Source organism: Stagnimonas aquatica, from assembly GCF_003730135.1.
GTDB lineage: Bacteria > Pseudomonadota > Gammaproteobacteria > Nevskiales > Nevskiaceae > Stagnimonas > Stagnimonas aquatica.
Genome location: NZ_RJVO01000005.1, coordinates 51,175 through 69,199 on the forward strand (window position 1 = coordinate 51,175; position 18,025 = coordinate 69,199).

16 protein-coding genes are annotated in these 18,025 nt (G+C 68.9%); 14 read left to right on the forward strand and 2 right to left on the reverse strand.

Features of this window, described 5'->3' with window-relative positions; genetic code table 11:
• Nucleotides 1-5: 5 nt before the first annotated feature.
• Nucleotides 6-365 carry a twitching motility response regulator PilG gene (gene pilG / locus ED208_RS11545; protein WP_123212236.1) on the reverse strand — a complete coding sequence of 120 codons (360 nt, stop codon included), beginning with the start codon at nucleotides 363-365 and terminating at the stop codon, nucleotides 6-8.
• Between the two features lie 300 nt (nucleotides 366-665).
• Between pilG and gshA the strand changes: the two genes are divergently transcribed.
• From gshA to ED208_RS11595, 10 genes are all read left to right on the forward strand, one after another.
• The gene (gene gshA, locus ED208_RS11550) at nucleotides 666-2,021 is read left to right on the forward strand and encodes a glutamate--cysteine ligase (protein ID WP_123212063.1); all 1,356 of its coding nucleotides are present in this window, start codon (nucleotides 666-668) and stop codon (nucleotides 2,019-2,021) included.
• Between the two features lie 10 nt (nucleotides 2,022-2,031).
• Nucleotides 2,032-2,991, forward strand: a complete 960-nt coding sequence (gene gshB, locus ED208_RS11555) for a glutathione synthase (protein WP_199720602.1) — start codon at nucleotides 2,032-2,034, stop codon at nucleotides 2,989-2,991.
• Nucleotides 2,988-4,418 carry a M20/M25/M40 family metallo-hydrolase gene (locus ED208_RS11560; protein WP_123212064.1) on the forward strand — a complete coding sequence of 477 codons (1,431 nt, stop codon included), beginning with the start codon at nucleotides 2,988-2,990 and terminating at the stop codon, nucleotides 4,416-4,418. Before gshB ends, ED208_RS11560 begins: the two co-directional genes overlap by 4 nt.
• Nucleotides 4,419-4,480: 62 nt before the next feature.
• Entirely contained in the window at nucleotides 4,481-5,050 is a 570-nt protein-coding gene (locus tag ED208_RS11565; RefSeq protein WP_123212065.1) for a YqgE/AlgH family protein, read from the forward strand.
• Complete coding sequence (locus tag ED208_RS11570) at nucleotides 5,047-6,183, forward strand: DUF3667 domain-containing protein (RefSeq protein WP_158608529.1); 1,137 nt, start codon at nucleotides 5,047-5,049, stop codon at nucleotides 6,181-6,183. Before ED208_RS11565 ends, ED208_RS11570 begins: the two co-directional genes overlap by 4 nt.
• 3 nt (nucleotides 6,184-6,186) lie before the next feature.
• Nucleotides 6,187-6,597, forward strand: coding sequence for a Holliday junction resolvase RuvX (gene ruvX / locus ED208_RS11575; RefSeq protein ID WP_123212067.1), 411 nt, complete (start codon nucleotides 6,187-6,189; stop codon nucleotides 6,595-6,597).
• Nucleotides 6,594-7,544 carry an aspartate carbamoyltransferase catalytic subunit gene (locus ED208_RS11580; RefSeq protein ID WP_123212068.1) on the forward strand — a complete coding sequence of 317 codons (951 nt, stop codon included), beginning with the start codon at nucleotides 6,594-6,596 and terminating at the stop codon, nucleotides 7,542-7,544. The genes ruvX and ED208_RS11580 overlap by 4 nt, the downstream gene beginning before the upstream one ends.
• A complete protein-coding gene (locus ED208_RS11585; RefSeq protein ID WP_123212069.1) occupies nucleotides 7,541-8,803 on the forward strand; it encodes a dihydroorotase in 1,263 nt (420 codons plus the stop codon). Before ED208_RS11580 ends, ED208_RS11585 begins: the two co-directional genes overlap by 4 nt.
• Before the next feature lie 79 nt (nucleotides 8,804-8,882).
• Nucleotides 8,883-9,251 carry a response regulator gene (locus ED208_RS11590; protein WP_123212070.1) on the forward strand — a complete coding sequence of 123 codons (369 nt, stop codon included), beginning with the start codon at nucleotides 8,883-8,885 and terminating at the stop codon, nucleotides 9,249-9,251.
• A gap of 3 nt (nucleotides 9,252-9,254) precedes the next feature.
• Nucleotides 9,255-11,222, forward strand: a complete 1,968-nt coding sequence (locus ED208_RS11595; protein WP_123212071.1) for a methyl-accepting chemotaxis protein — start codon at nucleotides 9,255-9,257, stop codon at nucleotides 11,220-11,222.
• Here ED208_RS11595 and ED208_RS11600 read toward each other — a convergent pair.
• Entirely contained in the window at nucleotides 11,216-11,542 is a 327-nt protein-coding gene (locus ED208_RS11600; protein ID WP_148044746.1) for a hypothetical protein, read from the reverse strand. The two genes, ED208_RS11595 and ED208_RS11600, sit on opposite strands and share 7 nt — an antisense overlap.
• Before the next feature lie 312 nt (nucleotides 11,543-11,854).
• On the opposite strand from ED208_RS11600, the gene ED208_RS11605 reads away from it, so the two are divergent.
• From ED208_RS11605 to ED208_RS11620, 4 genes are all read left to right on the forward strand, one after another.
• Nucleotides 11,855-13,447: a phosphoenolpyruvate carboxykinase (ATP) gene (locus ED208_RS11605; protein ID WP_233575055.1), complete on the forward strand. Its 1,593-nt coding sequence runs from the start codon at nucleotides 11,855-11,857 to the stop codon at nucleotides 13,445-13,447.
• 120 nt (nucleotides 13,448-13,567) lie between these two features.
• The gene (locus tag ED208_RS11610) at nucleotides 13,568-15,376 is read left to right on the forward strand and encodes an amidase (protein WP_158608530.1); all 1,809 of its coding nucleotides are present in this window, start codon (nucleotides 13,568-13,570) and stop codon (nucleotides 15,374-15,376) included.
• 165 nt (nucleotides 15,377-15,541) lie between these two features.
• Nucleotides 15,542-17,332 (forward strand): alpha/beta hydrolase family protein, encoded by a 1,791-nt coding sequence (locus tag ED208_RS11615; protein ID WP_123212075.1) that lies wholly within the window; start codon nucleotides 15,542-15,544, stop codon nucleotides 17,330-17,332.
• Between the two features lie 56 nt (nucleotides 17,333-17,388).
• On the forward strand, nucleotides 17,389-18,015 hold the full coding sequence (locus tag ED208_RS11620) for a fumarylacetoacetate hydrolase family protein (RefSeq protein ID WP_123212076.1): 627 nt from the start codon (nucleotides 17,389-17,391) through the stop codon (nucleotides 18,013-18,015).
• The last annotated feature ends 10 nt before the right edge of the window (nucleotides 18,016-18,025 follow it).

Here is an 18,025-nt window from a genome sequence, read left to right on the forward strand (position 1 = left end):
GCGGATCACTGGCCGGATTTCAGGTAGGCCTTGACCGCGCCGAGCAGTTCGTCCTTGGTGAAAGGCTTGGTCAGGTATTCGTCGGAGCCGACGATACGGCCGCGCGCGCGGTCGAACAGACCGTCCTTCGACGACAGCATGATCACCGGCGTCGCCGCGTACTTGGCGTTGCCCTTGATCAGGGCGCAGGCCTGATAGCCGTCCAGACGCGGCATCATGATGTCGATGAAGATCAGGTCCGGCTTCTGGTCGGCGATCTTCGCCAGCGCCTCGAAGCCATCCGCTGCGGTCACCACCTCGTAGCCCTCCTTGACCAGCAGCGTCTCGGCCGTGCGGCGGATGGTCTGGGAATCGTCGATGACCATGACCTTGGCCAGGGCCTTGGTCGCCTGCGCGGTCGCGGGGGATGCTTCCGTGGGCACTGAGCGGGTCTCCGGGGAGTTGCGGGCACCTCGCCGGGCGCGCGCCGAATCGATGTGGGGTCAACTACGGGCTTGAATTGCCAGGAAGTAATAGCACACTCGCCGCGCCCGCCGCACCTCTTGCAAGCCCGGCTCCGGGCCCCACTTGAGATAGGCTTTTACAACCACATCCAAGTCGCATCCGCCCGCAGCCCCCAACCGGCGCGAGACGGCGCCCGCTCCCCGCTGCGAACCGAGGTCTTCATGCCCGACGCCCGGCATCCTTCCGTGCCCAACCTGACCACCGCCCACAGCGCGCCCCTGCTGCGCTTCGAACAACTGCTGCTGGAAAAAGCGCCGCAGATCGAGGGCTGGTTCCGCCGCGAATTCCACAAGACCCCGGCGCCGTTCTACTGCTCGGTGGACCTGCGCAACGCCGGCTACAAGCTGGCGGTGGTCGACACCAACCTGTTCCCGGCCGGCTTCAACAATCTCAATCCGGTGTTCGAGCCACTGGCGGTGCACGCCCTGCAATCGGCGTTCGAGAAGCTGATGCCCTCGGCCTGCAATGTCGTGCTGGTGCCGGAAAACCACACCCGCAACCTGTATTACCTGGAAGCGGTCGCCACCCTGCGTGACCTCATCACCAAGGCCGGCTACGCGGTACGCATCGGCTCGATCAACCCGGCGGTGACCGCGCCGCAGGAAATCGCCCTGCCCTCCGGCAAGAGCCTGCGGCTGGAGCCGCTCCAGCGCGAGGACGACCGCGTCTACGTCGAGGGCTTCAAGCCCTGCGTGGTGCTGCTGCACAACGATCTCTCCGGCGGCCGGCCGGCGATCCTCGAAGGCCTGAAGCAACCGGTGGTGCCGCACCCCAAGCTGGGCTGGAGCGACCGCCTGAAGTCCCAGCACTTCGCCATCTATCAAGAAGTCTGCGAGGACTTCGCCGAGCAGTTCGGCATCGACCCCTGGCTGGTCAACCCCTTGTTCCGCAACTGCGGCGAGATCAACTTCCTCAAGCGCGAAGGCGAGGAATGCCTGGCCGCGAATGTCGAACTGCTGCTGGAGGACATCAAGGCCAAGTACGCCGAGTACGGCGTCAGCGACGAACCCTTCGTGATCGTCAAGGCCGATGCCGGCACCTACGGCATGGGCGTGATGACGGTGAAATCGGTCGACGAGATCCGCAACATGAACCGCGACGCCCGCAAGAAGATGGCCAGCGCCAAGGAGGGCAACGAGGTGAGCGGCGCGATCATCCAGGAGGGCGTCTACACCTTCGAGACTTGGCGCGACGCGCCGCCCGAAACAGAGGGGATGACCACAGAGCCGGTGCAGCGTAGCGACATGGTCGCGGAGCCAGTGATTTACATGATCGACCACTACGTGGTGGGCGGCTTCTACCGGGTGCACGCCGGCCGCTCCAACACCGAAAACCTCAACGCCCCGGGTGCGCAGTTCCGGCAGCTGGCGTTCAACAACGCCTGCAACTGCCCGGAGCCCAGCCAGGCGCCGGACGCCGAACCCAACCGCTTCTACGCCTACGGCGTGGTGGCTCGCCTGGCCCTGCTGGCCGCCGCCCGGGAAACCGTGGCGGCACTGGCCAGCGACGCCAACTGAGGCCAGCCCCATGACCTACACCCTCGGCGTGGTGATGGACCCCATCGCCGGCATCAAGCCATACAAGGACACCACCCTGGCGCTGATGCTCGCCGCCCAGAAGCGCGGTTTCGCCCTGCGCTATCTGGAAATGCACGACCTCTGGCTGCGCGACGGCGTGGCCTACGGCCGCGCCACCCCGGTCACCGTGTTCGACGACAAGAAGCACTGGTTCGAGCTGGGCGAACCCGAGGAAGTGGAACTGGGCCGGCTGGATGCGATCCTGATGCGCAAGGACCCGCCCTTCGATCTCGAATACATCACCGCCAGCTACATCCTGGAACGCGCCGAGCAGGCCGGCGCCCTGGTGGTCAACCGGCCGGCCTCGCTGCGCGACTGCAACGAGAAGGTGTTCATCAGCTGGTTCGCGGAGCTGTGCGCGCCGACCCTGATCAGCCGTGACCTCGCGCGCCTCAAGGCCTTCCATGCCGAACAGCGCGACGTGATCTACAAGCCGCTCGACGGCATGGGTGGCACCGGCATTTTCCGGGTGCGCGAGGACGCGCTCAACCTCGGCAGCGTGATCGAATCGCTGACCCAGAACGGCCGCCACACGATCATGGCGCAGCGCTACCTGCCGGCCATCGTCGAGGGCGACACCCGGGTGCTGATGGTCGATGGCGAGCCGGTGCCCTACGGCCTGGCGCGGGTGCCGCAGGGCAGCGAGACGCGCGGCAATCTGGCCGCCGGCGGCAAGGGCGAGCCCCGGCCGCTGACCCCGGCGCAGCAACACATCGCCCGGGTGGTGGGGCCGGAGCTGAAGAAGCGCGGCCTGCTGTTCGTCGGCCTCGACGTGATCGGCGACCGCCTCACCGAGATCAATGTCACCTCCCCGACCTGCGCCCGCGAGATCGACGCCGCCTACGGCACCGACATCGGCGGGCTGCTGATCGAGGCCATCCAGACCCGCCTCGCCGCCCGTCGCGCATGAAACCCGCCCTGCTCCTGCTCTCCGCGCTGGCCCTCGGCGCCGCAGCCGCGCATGCCGACGCGCCAGCCACGCCGCCGCTGGCGGAGGCCCAGCAGGCCCTGGTCGAAGCGGCGCTGGCCTCCGACTACGCCTGGCGGCAGACCGCCGCGCTCGCCGACGGCATCGGCCACCGCCTGTCCGGCTCGCCCGGCGCGGCAGCGGCGGTGCAGTACGTGGCCGCCGAACTGCGTCGCCTGGGCCTGGAGGCCCGCCTGGAGCCGGTCAAAGTGCCGCACTGGCAGCGCGGCGCCGAGGAGGCCGCCCTGGTCGCCTGGCCTGGCCGCCCCGAGGGCCTGGAACAGCGTCTGGCCCTGCTGACCCTGGGCGGCAGCGTCGCCACCCCGGCCCAGGGCCTGGTGGCACCGGTGCTGCCGGTGCGCGATTACGCCGAGCTGGAACGCCTGGGCCGCGCCGGCGTCGCCGGCCGCATCGTGCTCTACACCGCCGCCTACGACGAGGCGCTCAATCAGGGCGGCTATGCCGGCAATGCCTACGGTGGCGCGGTGGACTACCGGGTCAACGGCGCCAGCCGCGCCGCCGCACTCGGCGCGGTGGCCGCACTCAACCGCTCGGCCGGCTGGGGCGACAACCGTCTGCCGCATACCGGCAGCCTCAGGTACGCGGAAGGCGTGGCGAAGATTCCGGCGGCGGCGCTGAGCAGCGAAGACGCCATGCTGATCGAGCGCCTGGCCGCCCAGGGCGAGGTGCGCCTTCGCCTGAAGCTGACGCCCCGGACCCTACCCGATGCCGACAGCTACAACGTCGTCGCCGACCTCAAGGGCCGCGAGCGGCCCGAGGAGGTGGTGGTGATCTCCGGCCATCTCGACTCCTGGGATGTCGGCACCGGCGCCCAGGACGACGCCAGCGGTGTGGCGGTGGCGATGCAGGCCGCGCAACTCATGAAGCGCCTGGGCCTCGTCCCGCGCCGCACCCTGCGGGTGATCGCCTGGATGAACGAGGAGAACGGCCTGGCCGGCGCCAAGGCCTATGCCGCCGCCCACGCCGCCGAGCTGGGTCAGCATGTCGCCGCCATCGAGATGGACATGGGCGCCGGTCACCCGATGGGCTTCCGGGCGCAGGTACCGCCGCAGGCCATGCCGATGCTGGCACCGCTGGCCAAGCTGCTGGCCGGCATCGGCGCCGGGGTGGTGCAGCACAGCCTGGACGGCGTCGGCGCCGACATCGGCCCCCTGGCCAAGGCCGGCGTGCCCGGCTTCGCGCCGCTGGTCGATGGCCGCGACTACTTCCGCATCCACCACACCGAAGCCGACACCCTGGACAAGATCAATCCCCGCCATCTGGCCGAGAACGCGGCGGTGCTGAGCGCCCTCGCCTACACCCTGGCCGAGGGCGAGGCCCTGCCTCGACTGCCGGCGTCCGCGCCCTGATGGGCAGTCAGAAGCCGTCGGCCAAGCTTGCAGGGCTGGGAAGCGGTCGGAATACTGCCGGCATGTCCGAGACCGATACCACCGAATACCTCAACAACCAGTTCCTGATCGCCATGCCGGCGCTGGAGGACGAGAACTTCAACCATTCCGTCACCCTGCTCTGCGAACACAGCGACCAGGGCGCCCTGGGGCTCATCATCAACCGCCCGCTGCAGCTCAAGCTCACCGAGATGCTCGACCAGATGGACCTGCCGCGTAGCGCGCTGGACCAGGACAGCAGCATCTACTGGGGCGGGCCGGTGGCGCCGGAGCGCGGCTTCGTGATCCACGAAGGCGCTGGCGAGTGGGACTCCACCATGGCGGTCGGCGGCAATCTCTACATCACCACCTCGCGCGACATCCTCAAGGCCATCGGCGAGGGGCGCGGCCCCAAGCACTACTTCGTGGCGCTGGGCTATGCCGGCTGGAGCGCGGGCCAGCTGGAGAACGAGATTCTCTCCAACTCCTGGCTCAACACCCCGGTGGATTCGGCGATCCTGTTCCGCACCCCGGCTTCCGAGCGCTGGAAGCTCGCGACCCGCCTGCTCGGCGTCGATGTGACCCAACTGGGCGGCGAGGCCGGGCACGCTTGAGCGACAGCGCCACCGACCAGGCCGGTGCCGCCATCCCAGCGGAGCCCTCGCCGGCCGGCGAAGAGCCTGCCGCCGCCCGCTGCCGCAACTGCCAGGCGCCACTGACCGGCCCCTACTGCGCCGCCTGTGGCCAGTCCGCACATCTGCATCGCAGTCTCGCCGGGCTCGGTCACGACATCCTGCACGGGGTCTTTCACTTCGAGGGCAAGGTCTGGCGCACGCTGCCGGAACTGATCTGGCGGCCCGGACAGCTCACGCGTCGCTACATCGAGGGCGAACGCAGCCGCTACATCTCGCCGCTCGCGTTGTTCCTGTTCTCGGTGTTCCTGACCTTCGCGGTGTTGTCCTGGACTGGCGGCATCCATCTGGGCAGCGACGGCGACAGCTCCGAGCCGGTCGAGATCGCCCGCATCACCGACTCGATCGACGAATGGCGTCGTACCCAACGCGCTGAGGCGCAGCGCCTGGAGGAAAAGCTCCGGAAGCGCCGCCAGGATCTCGCCCTGCCAGCACTGGATGCCGACGACCGGACCAAGCTCGAAGACGAGATCGGCCGTCTGGATCGCAAGCGGCAGATCCTGCTGGCGGCCGCCGCCGGCGACAACGCCAGCCTCGACCGGCTGGCCCAGGAGCAGCGCTTGGCGCCGGTTTCCGAGCCGGCCTCCACCTCCCGAGGCAGTCTGGACCTGGACCTCCCCGGCCTGGACGAACGACTGTCGGCGCGGCTGAAGCATCTCGGCGACAACCCGGCGCTGCTCGCCTACAAGCTGAAAACGAACGGCTACAAGTATTCCTGGGCGCTGATCCCGCTCAGCCTGCCGTTCATGTGGCTGCTGTTCTTCTGGCGCCGCGATGTCTTCCTCTACGATCACACGGTGTTCGTGGCGCACTCGATCAGCTTCATGATGCTGCTGGGCGTCGTCGCCGCGCTGCTGGGAACGCTGGGGCTCAGCAACTGGATCCTGATCCCGGCGCTGACGGTCCTGCCGCCGCTGCACCTCTACCGCCACCTCCGCGACGCCTACGGCCTTTCCCGCTGGGGCGCCCGTCTGCGGCTGGCGCTGCTGTGCTTCGCCATCCTGCTGGTGCTGCTGCTGTTCGGCACGCTGCTGTTCCTGCTCGGTCTGCTCTGAGACATGGCCACCTATCTCGCCTTCGACTACGGCGAAAAGCGGATCGGCACTGCGGTCGGCGACAGCATCACCGGCACCGCCCGACCGCTGGCGACGCTGGATGGCCTGGACGCGGTGCTGCGCCTGATCCAGGACTGGCGGCCCAAGGCCCTGGTCGTCGGCCTGCCACTCAACGAGGACGGCGGCGAACAAGCGATCACCACAAAGACCCGGGCCTTCGTGAAACAACTGGAGGCCCGCTGCCAACTGCCGGTGCATCTCGCCGACGAGCGCTATTCCTCACGCGCCGCCGACGACGTGCTGCGCTCGGCACGCGCCTCGGGGGCGATGAACCGCAGGGTCCGCAAAGGCGACAGGGACGGGCTAGCGGCTAAAATCATCCTCGAACAATGGCTCGCGAACGCCCAAGAATGAATCTACAGCTCGATGAACAGGGCCGCCTCAAGCATCTGCTGACCACCGAAGGCCTGCCCCGCAGCCTGCTGGAGCGGCTGCTCGACCGCGCCGAACCCTATGCCCGCGCCGCCGAGGCCGGCTTCAAGAAAGACCCGCTGCTGGTCGGCAAGACGGTAGTGAACCTGTTCTTCGAGAACTCCACCCGCACCCGCACCACCTTCGAGCTGGCCGCCACCCGACTGTCGGCCGACGTGGTCAATCTCCAGGTGGCGGCCAGCTCCACCGCCAAGGGCGAGACCCTGCTCGACACGCTCAAGACGCTGGAGGCGATGCAGGCCGACCTGTTCGTGATCCGCCACGAAGCCTCGGGTGCCGCGCATTTCTTTGCCGAACATGCGGCGCCGGGCGTGGCCATCCTCAACGCTGGCGACGGCCGCCACGCGCATCCGACGCAAGCCCTGCTGGATGCCTTCACCATCCGCCGCCACAAGCACAAGTTCGAGGGACTGTCGGTGGCCATCGTCGGCGACATCGTCCACTCGCGCGTCGCCCGCTCCAACATCCACGCCCTGCGCAGCCTCGGTTGCACCGACCTGCGGGTGGTTGGCCCGCCGCCGCTGATCCCGGCCGGCATCGTCGAACTGGGGGTCAGCGTCGAGCACGATCTGATGCGCGGCCTCGACGGCGTCGACGTGATCATCCTGCTGCGTCTGCAGAAGGAGCGCATGGTCGGCGCCTTCCTGCCCTCGCTGGGCGAGTTCCACCGCGACTACGGCCTCACCCGCGAGCGGCTGGCGCGGCTCAAGCCCGAGGTGCTGGTGATGCATCCGGGGCCGATCAATCGCGGCGTCGAGATCGAGGGCGAGGTCGCCTACGGTCCGCAATCGCTGATCATCGAGCAGGTCAGGAACGGCGTCGCCGTGCGCATGTCGGTGATGGCGGAAATCCTGGCGAACACCCAATGAGCAAGTCTCCCTCCTCCCTGCTGATCCAGAACGTCCGCCTGCTCGACCCGGCCGGCGACCGTGACACCGTCACCAACCTGCTGCTGCGCGACGGCGCCATTGCCGCGCTCGGCGCCGATGCCCTCGCCGGCGGCGACGAGTCGCTGGATGCCGGCGGCCACTGGCTGCTGCCGGCGGCCACCGATCTCGCCGCGCGCCTGCGCGAACCGGGCGCCACCCAGAAGGCCACCATCGCCTCGGAAGCCAGCGCCGCGCTCGCCGCCGGTGTAGCCACCCTATGCGTACCGCCCGACACCAAGCCGGTGGCCGATACGCCTGCGCTGATCGACCGCATCCACGCCAAGGCCGCCCAGGCCGGCGCCGCCCGGGTGCTGGTGCTGGGCGCGCTGACCCAGGGCCTGGCCGGCGAGGCGCTGGCCGAGCTGTCGGCGCTGAAAGCCGCCGGCGTGGTCGGGGTCAGCAACGGCCAGCGACCGCTGGCCAATGCCCTGGTGGCGCGACGCGCGCTGGAATACGCCCAGGGCCTGGGCCTGACCGTGCACGTACAGGCGCTGGAACCGGCCCTCGCCAACAGCGGCTGCGCCCACGAAGGTGCCATCGCGACCCGACTCGGGCTCGCGCCGATTCCGGTGGCGGCCGAGGTGGCGGCGATCCGCCAGTGGATTTCGCTGGTGGAGGACACCGGCGGCCGCGTGCACTTCGGACGGCTGTCTTCGGCGCGCGGCGCCGAGCTGGTGGAAAGCGCGCAGCAGCGCGGCCTGCCGGTCAGTGCCGACGTCGCCATCCATCAGCTGTTCCTCACCGATGCCGCGCTGGAAGGGTTCAACGCCCAGGCGCACCTGCTGCCGCCGCTGCGCAGCGAGGACGACCGCCAGGCCCTGCGCGCGGCGCTGGCGCGCGGGGTGATCGGCGCGCTCTGCTCCGACCACCAGCCGCACGAGCCGGACGCCAAGATCAATCCCTTCCCGCTCACCGAACCCGGCACCAGCAGCGTCGAAACCCTGCTGCCGCTGGCGCTGGAACTGGTGCACGAGGGCCTGCTGACGCCCTTGCAGATGGCCCAGCGCCTGAGCCTCGGCCCCAGCCGCGTGCTCGGCCAGAGCTTGCCGGAGCTGCAGCCGGGCGCACGGCTGCCGCTGGTCCTGGTCGACCCGCAGTCGCCGTGGACGCTGCGTGCGCAGGACCTGCGCAGTCGCGGCCGCAACAGCTTGTTCGACGGCCGGCGCTTCCAGGGCCGGGTGCTGCGCGTTTTTCCCTGAGCCCGTGCTGCCGCCTGCGCGTGGAATCGTGTAACGTCAGCGCATCACCGCTGCTGCTCAATATTTCCGGGAGGAACGCATGGCCCGCGTCATGATCGTGGACGACTCGCCGACCGATGTGCACAACATCAAGTCCATCCTGACCAAGGCCGGTCACGCAGTGCTGGAAGCCAGCTCGGGCCAGGACGCCCTCGACCGCATCAAGAGCGAGCGGCCAGACGCGGTGATCATGGACGTGGTGATGCCGGGGGTGAACGGCTTCCAGGCGACCCGCATGCTGTCGAAGGATCCCAGCACTGCCAACATCCCCATCGTCGTGATCAGTTCCAAGAACCAGGAATCCGACCGCATGTGGGCGCTGCGCCAGGGCGCCAAGGAATACGTCACCAAGCCGATCAAGGAGTCCGACCTGCTCGGCAAGCTGTCGCAGGCGCTGGGCGGCAAGTAGGCCATGAATCCCATCGTCCGACGCTACGGCCTGCTGATCATCGCCGGTCTGCTCAGCATCCTTTCCGTGGTGGTGCTGCACCAGGCGCAGCGCCAGGGCGCCGCGCCCGCCGAACTCGACGCCGCCCGCCTGGCCAGCAGCCGCCTGCTCAACCTGGCGATCGCCGGCGACCCGGCCGCGCACGGCGGCAGTCCCGATTTCGCGGCACTGGCGGCGGCACTGCCGGCAGCCGAAGCGGCCTTGCAGCAACTCCGTGCCCTCGGCCATCTCGGCGGGCTAGCAACCGAGAGCTGGACCGCCCTGCAGACCAGCGCCAAGGCCATCGTCGAAGCCCAGGCCAGCCAGCAGAAGGCCGGCGAGGCGGCGCAGCGGATCGGTGAGGCGGTGCCGGCGCTGTTCGGCAGCTATCAGCAGATCGCCGACCGGCTGGCGCAGCGCAACGCGCCCTCGGGCCAGATCTATATCGCCGCCGGCCAGCTGGTGCGTCTGGAGCGCATCGCCAACGCCGCCGCGCGTGCGTCCCACACCGAGTCCGCGCAGGCGGCCGTCGAGTTGCTGGATCAGGAAACCAAGGCCTTCGCCCAGGCCAACCAGGCGCTGGCCGAGCCGGAAACCGGCAGCGGCATGCTCCGCGACGGCACCGCCGAATCGCTGGCCAAGAAGGTGTCCGGCGATCTGGCGCCGGTGCAGGAATCGGTGACCGCGCTGGTCGAGGTGGCGCCCGCGCTCACCGCGCTGGCCGGCCAGCTGGCGGCGTTCAAGGAGCAGTCGCAGCGCGCGCTGGCGGTCGCCCGTGAAACCGAGCAGCAACTCAGCGGCGCGCTGCCGGCGGCTGGCCAGAGCAATACCCTGCCGCTGATCGGGCTGGTGCTGGGCGCGCTGTCGCTGGGTCTGATCGCCGCCTACATCCTGGTGACCGTGCGCGAGACCCGCGCCAGCGAGGAGCGCGTGCGCGAGCAGGACGCGATCCGCCAGGGCGCCATCCTCAATCTGCTGGATGAAATCACCAACCTCGCCAACGGCGACCTCACCGGCGAGCTGACCGTCACCGAGGACTTCACCGGCAACATCGCCGACTCCTTGAACTACACCGTGCAGACCCTGCGCGGCCTGGTCGGCACCATCAACCGTACCTCGGTGGAAATTGCCGCCGCCGCTTCCGGCACCGCCGACAGCGCCACCCGCATGAGCGTCAGCTCCGAAGGCCAGGCCCGCGAGGTGGTGCAGGCCACCCGCGCCATCAACAACGCCAGCCGCTCGCTGGAAGACGTCGCCGGCCGCGCCGAGAAGCTGGCGGAACAGGCCAAGGCCTCGGTGGAAGTGGCGCACAACGGCGCCGCCACTGTGGGTCGCACCATCCAGGGCATGAGCACCCTGCGCGAGCAGATCCAGGACACCGCCAAGCGCATCAAGCGGCTGGGCGAGTCCTCGCAGGAAATCGGCAACATCATCGAGTTCATCAACGACATCGCCGAGCAGACCAACACCCTGGCGCTCAACGCCTCGATCCAGGCCGCCATGGCCGGCGAGGCGGGGCGCGGCTTTGCGGTGGTCGCCGACGAAGTGCAGCGGCTGGCCGAACGCGCCGGCTCGGCGACCCGTCAGATCGAATCCCTGGTCAAGACCATCCAGGCCGATACCCAGGAAGCGGTGACCTCGATGGAGCGCTCCACCGCCAACGTGGTGGGTGGTGCCAAGTCAGCGGAAGAAGCCGGTCTGGCGCTGACCCGCATCGAGGCGACCTCGCAGGATCTCGCCAAGCTGATCCAGGAGATCGCCGGTGCCGCCCGTGGCCAGTCGGCGGAAACCACCCGCCTGGCCGACACCATGCAGGGCATCCGTCAGGTCGCGGTGGAAACCTCCAGCACCGCCCAGCAGACCGCCGAGGCGGTCAGCGAACTCAACCTGCTGTCGGAAAAGCTGCGCGAGTCGGTGGCCGGCTTCAAGCTGCCGACCGATCTCAGCTACTGATCGCGCTTGGATTTGGTCTTCGCCGTGGAATCAGCCCGCTTCGTCGCGGGCTTTTTCTTGGCCTCGACCGGCGCTGCGGCATCCACTGGGGCCGGCAGGCTGATGTAGGGCGCTGGCGCTGCGGCGCCGCTCGCATAGACCTTGCCCATCGGCTGAGCGCCGACCGGCGGCAGCTTGACCCCGTTCTTGTCGAAGTCACCCGCCCCGGGATTGCCGAAGTACCCCTGCCCCGGATCACCGAAACGGCCGCTCTGGCGGTCGCCATAGCGTTCCGGCGGGGCCGAGCCCGGCTGTGCCTGGGCGCCGAGCGCGAGCAGCAAGCCAACAAGGCCGGCGGCACGCGGCGACAGGCGGGGCGTGGTGAGACTCGGAATCACGTTGGCGGACCGGGTGGGAGAGGCCCCGAAAGCATAGCGCCAACCAGTTCACCACCGGCAGCCGAGAAAACCTCCCGTTCGCTTGCCGCCCCTGCGTCGGGGGACTATCCTGCGCGCCTCCTTTATTCCCCGCATGAGCAAATTTTGCTCATTCGCAGACTCGCTTTTTTCTTCCGCCACGCAAGGTGCTCAATGTCTTTCCAGGCCGATCTCGAAAAGCTGCTCGGACTCAAAACCGTTTCCTACAAATACAACTTGGGCAAAACCGAGCTGTTCCACGAAGCGATCGCCAATGACAAGGGCCGCGTCCGCCGCGACGGTCCGAGCAACGAGCAGAAGGCCTACCCGACCGTGCTCGGCGACAAGGGTCCGCTGGTGTACTACACCGACCCGGACTGCACCGGCCGCCGCACCAAGGACACCTTCGCGGTGGCCTGGCCGGAAGTCGAGAACGAGATCTGGTTCAAGGCCGACCTCGGCAAGTACGACCCGGCCAAGTACGAGGGTCTGCTGAAGAACCTCGCCAAGCACCTCAACGACAAGCAGGCCAGCCTGTACGTCAAGGACGTGTTCATGGGCTCCGACCCCGACTTCGCGGTGCCCTACCGCTTCGTCGGCGAGTACGCCGTGCACGCCGCCTTTGTCGACAACATGTTCCCGAAGGACCTGGTCGGCGTGAAGGATGTCGATGCCCGCCGCTGGACCATGCTCAACGTGCCCAGCTATGTCTGCGAGCCGGAGCGTGACGGCAGCCGCAGCGAGGTCGCCATCATCATCGACGTGCGCAACAAGCTGTGCATCGTCGCCGGCCGCGCCGACTACTGCGGCGTCAACAAGAAGACCATCTTCACCGTCGGCAACTACCTGCTGCCGAAGGAAGGCCGCCTGTCCATGCACTGCTCGGCCAATGTCGGCGAGAAGGGCGACGGCGCGATCCTGTTCGGCCTCTCCGGCACCGGCAAGACCACCCTGTCGGCCGACGCCAGCCGCAAGCTGATCGGCGACGACGAGACCATCTGGTCCGACAACGGCCTGTGCAACCTCGAAGGCGGCTGCTACGCCAAGCTCATCAACCTCGACAAGGACGCCGAGCCGGTGATCGCCGAGGCGCTGTCGAAGGCCGGTTGCATCATCGAGAACGTGCCGCCGCTGCCGGGCAAGAAGATCGAGGAATGCCACCCCGACGAGCTGGATCTGAACGACGGCTCGCTGGCCGAGAACACCCGCCTGTCCTATCCGCTGGAAGTGGTGCCCAACACCATGCCCAACGGCCGCGGCCCGCACCCGCAGACCATCGTGCTGCTCACCGCCGACGCCTACGGCGTGCTGCCGCCGGTGTCGATCCTCACGCCCGAGGACGTGATGTACCACTTCGTCTCCGGCTTCACCGCCCGCGTCGCCGGTACCGAAGTCGGCGTCACCGAGCCGCAGCCGACCTTCTCGGCCTGCTTCGGCGGCCCGTTCATGAGCCACAAGCCCAACGTCTACGCCGAGCTGCTGGCGAAGAAAATGAAGGAGCACAAGGCGCGCTGCATCCTGCTCAACACCGGCTGGTCCGGCGGCCCCTACGGCGTCGGCAAGCGCATGAGCATCAAGCTCACCCGCGCGCTGCTCAATGCCGCGCTCAACGGCGAACTCGACAACGTGCCCACCGAGAAGCTGGAGATCCTCAACCTGACGATCCCCACCGCCTGCCCGGGCATCCCCGACGCCACCGTGCTGAATCCGCGCAACACCTGGGCCGACAAGGCAGCCTACGACGCCACCGCCACCAAGCTGCGCGACAGCTTCCGCAAGAACTTCGAGTCCAAGGGCTTCGCCGCCTTCGGCATCGAGGCGCGCATCTAAGCAGGCTACTGCGGCATCGGACGGCCACCCTCGCGGTGGCCGTTTTCGTTTCCGCCGCCGTCTGACGGTGGATTCGGCATGGCCTGTGCGAAGGCTCCGGCAGTCCTGGAGCCTTCTCTCATGCCGATTCGCCCTTCCCTCCTGTTGATCGCACTGCTGCTGACGGCCTGCGGCCGCTCGCAACCGGGCAGTGACAGCGGTACCCCGCCACCGGTGGAACCGCCGCCACCCACCGGCAAGACCTTCGTGCTGGAAGAAGCCACGGTGGCCGACATCCACGCCGCCTTCGCCGGCAGGCAGACCCTGGAAGACGGCAGCGCCCTGAGCTGCGTGAAGCTCTACGCGCTCTACACCGCCCGCATCGCCGCCATCGACGACTTTCCGCAGGCCGGCGGCCTGCCGGTGAACGCGGTGCTGCGCATCAACCCCGCCGCGCGCGCCGAGGCCGAGGCGCTCGACGCGCTGTACGCCCAGGAAGGACTGGGCAACCGCCCCCTGCACTGCGTGCCGATGCTGCTGAAGGACAACTACGACACCTTTGACCATCCCTCGACCTCGGGCTCGTACGCGATGCTCGGCCATCAGGCCGGCGTCGATGCCAATGCCGTCGCCGGCCTGCGCAAGGCCGGCGCGCTGATCCTGGGCAAGGCCAATCAGGACGAGTTCGCCTTCAGCGTCATGGGCACCAGCGGCCGTGGCCCGCTCACCCGCAATCCCTACGACGCCACGCAGTCGCCGGGTGGCTCTAGCAGCGGCACCGGCGCCGCCATCGCCGCCAATTTCGCGGCCATCGGCACCGGCACCGACACCTGCATGTCGATCCGCTATCCCTCCTCGGTGAACGGCCTGGCCGGCATCCGGCCCAGCGTCGGCCTGGTGTCGCAGCACGGGGTGTTCCCGCTCACCCACTCGCGCGACGCGCCGGGGCCGATGGCGCGCACGCTGCACGACGCGGTGCTGGCGCTCAACGCCATGGCTGGCGCCGATCCGCGTGACGCCAAGACCCTGGAGTACAGCAACCCCAGCTACCCCGAGCGGCCGGCCGACTACACCCAGTTCCTGGATCGCGCCAAGTACGGCCTCAAGGGCCGCAAGCTCGGCTTCGTGAAGCGGATGGGCACGCTCGACACCGCCGGCGACGGCGAGCATCTGGCGCTCATCGAAGCCGCCATCGCCGAGATGAAGGCCCTCGGCGCCGAGGTCTACGAGGTGGAGTTCCCCGACTTCGTCTCCGCCGCCGCCTCGGCGATGCACTACGAATGGAACGAATACTTCCGCCAGTTCGAGGCCGAGAACGGCTACGCCGCGCCGCGCCGCTGCCTGACCGCGCTCAATGCCGGCCAGAACCAGTGCAGCCTCGGCGATGGCGTGCTCGATACCGGTCTGGTCAGCCCGGTGGCGCTGATCTCGGTGGCCGCAGCCGCGCTCAGCGACCCCGACACCCCGCCCGACGCCACCCTGCTCCAGCAGCACATCGACACCCGCAACTACGTGCAGGCGCTGATGGACGCCTACCCGCTGCCCGGCGGCGGCACGGTGCGGCTGGACGCCCTGCTGATCCGCCCCGGCTCCAGCCCGCGCACCTGCGACTTCGGATCGACCACCCAGAATCCCTCGGTGGTGGTGCCGGTAGGCCTCAGCAGCGACGGCGTGCCCAAGGGCATCGAGGTGCTGGCGCGCAAATGGGACGAGCCCACCGCCATCGGCATCGCCTACGACTACGAACAGGCCACGCACTTCCGCACCCCGCCCAAGCTCGCCGCCAACCCGCAGGCCGGCAGCCTGCTGGTGAGCGAATTCAATCGCGCCCGCGAGGATCTGCTGCTGGGCCTGCTCGACCAGGACCCCTACGCCCTGCCGATGGAGGACTACCTGCGGGTGATCCGCGAGTACGTCAGCGGCTTCAGTGAAGTCCCCGGCAACCCCTGAGCCTGTCCTGTCCCCTCCCCCGCCTGCGGGGGAGGGCTAGGGAGGGGGCGTTTGTTCGATCCCGGCGCCGCCCTGGATGGCAAGGCCCCCATCCCGTCAGACCCCTCCGTGCTCCGACTCCCGCGCCAGCGGGGGAAGGAGCTTCAAGCCTGTTTTGGATTGCCCATGCTCCGCATCTCCAGCCTGTTCGTCACCATGTTGCTGCTGGCCGCCTGTGGCAGTTCCGTGCCACCAGACAACGCCCGCACTCCCGAAGAGCCAGTCCCCAACCCAGCGGTGTTCGACCGCGTCGCCGCCGACCCCACGGCGCCCGGCCTGTATGCCGCCAGCTCCCAGCTCTACGACTTCGGCCGCATCAGCGTGCACGACGAGGTCAGCGGCGGCAGCTACGAGTCCGATGTGCGCGGCATTGCCTGGTATCCGCAGGCCCCGGCCGGGCGCCGGCCGGTGCTGGTCTGGCTGCACGGCCGGCACCAGACCTGCCAGTTGGTGATCGGCGACCTGCCGCTGCTGGGCGTCGGCGACGACGACTGCCCCACCGGCATCCCGCTGTTCGAGTCCGCGCCCAGCTACCGGGGCTACGACGCCGCCGCCGAATTGCTGGCAACCCAGGGCTATGTGGTGCTCTCCATCGACCTCAACGATGTCAACGACCACGACAACAGCGCCCCCACCGACCGTGGCGCCCTGGCCCGCGCCGAGCTGGCGCTGGAGCACCTGGACCGCTTCCGCGCCATCGACGCCGCCGGTGGCACCGGCTTCGACGCGCTGCAGGGGCATCTCGACTTCCAGCATGTCGGCTTGATGGGCCACTCGCGCGGCGGCATCGGCATCCTCAAGACCGCGCAGGAGAACGCCAAACGCCCGGCGGCGACCCGCTACGGCATTCGCGCCCTGTTCGGCCTGGCACCCGATACCTCCGGCCTCAACATCGGCACCGCCGCCTACGAGCTGGAACCCGACACCGCCTGGGCGGCGCTGATCGGCTATTGCGACGGCGACGCCAGCGACTTCTTCGGCAGCTACTACTTCGACCGCAACCGCCTGCGCGCCGACCTCGCCGCGCCGCGCTACCAGCTGATCGCGATGGGCGCCAACCACAACTACTACAACACCGAGTGGGCCGGCAGCGACGACTGGAGCCTGGCCGATCCCTTCGGCCAGGACCCGCATTGCGGAAGCAGCAGCGGCGAGCGCGACAGCGTCGAGGACCAGCAGGCGCAGTTGCAGTACTTCCTGGCCAGCTACTTCCGCTGGTTCGTCGGCGGCGAGGCCGCCTATGCCGGCTACTGGCAGGGTCGCGAGGCGGTGCCCGACAGCGTCTGCGCCAGCGGGCAGCAGAACTGCCCCGGCCGCTTCCACTACAGCCGCTGGCCGCTGCCCGGGGAGCGGCTCGCGGTGCTGAGCTATGCCGCCGACAGCGCAACGGACCGCAATGTCCTGGGCGGGCTGGTTTTGCTGGAAAACCTCAGCGTCAGCGTCTGCACGCCCGACGATGGCGGCGACAACCCGCCCAGCGGCGGCCACGGCTGCCCGGCCGACCCGACCTTCAGCCGCATTCCGCAACTGGCGCTGAGCTGGACCGGCGCCGCCAGCCTGCGCGCCGAGTTCGCGGCCCAGGATGTCCGTGGCTATCGGCGACTGGCGCTGCGCCTGGGCCTGAACGGCGCCGAAGGCGCCAATCCCCCGGCCGGGCAGGACTTCGAGCTGGTGCTCCGCGACCGCGCCGGCCGCAGCGCCAGCCTGCGCGCCCGCGACTGGAGCGACGCGCTGTTCGTGCCGCCCGGCGATCCCTATGCCGACGGCGGCAGCCAACGCACCTTGCTGCACGGCATCTATCTGCCGCTCGCGGCATTCGCCGGCGTCGACCGTGGCGCGATCACCGCAGTGGAGCTGCGCTTCGGCGCCACCGCCAGCGGGCAGTTGCAACTGGCGGACCTGCAATTCGAGCGCTGAGGGCGCGGCGGCGTCCTGCTCATCGCTAAACTGCGCAGCTTCCCAAGGAGACTCCCGTGAACGTCGAACGCCTTTTCTGCATCGGCAAGAACTACGCAGACCATGTCGCCGAGCTGGCGCATCTCGGTTACGCGCCGGATGGGAACTGCGTGGTGTTCATGAAGCCGGCCTCGGCCATCGTCGCCGAGGGCGAGCCCATCGTGCTGCCGCGCGGCAAGGGCAGCATCCACCACGAGGCCGAGCTGGTGGTGCTGCTCACCGGCGGCGGCAGTGACATTCCGCTGGAGGAGGCGCTGGACTGCGTCGCCGGCCTCACTCTCGGCCTCGACCTCACCCTGCGCGACCTGCAAACCCAGCTGAAGAACAAGGGCAAGCCCTGGGAGCTGGCCAAGGCCTTCGACGGCGCCGCGCCGCTGGGCGACTTCAAGCCGTTTCTGGAGCAGGACCTCCAGGCGCTGGAATTCACCCTGCACGTCAACGGCCAGCTGCGCCAGCACGGCCAGACCAAGGACATGCTCTACAGCGTCGCCCGGCAGATCCACATCCTTTCGCAGACCTGGGCGCTGCAACCGGGCGATGCCATCTTTACCGGCACCCCGGCCGGCGTCGCCGCGCTGGAGCCGGGCGACGAGGTGGTGCTCGCCAGCCCACAGATCGGCCGTTTCACCTGGCGCTGCGCCTGAGTCACGCACC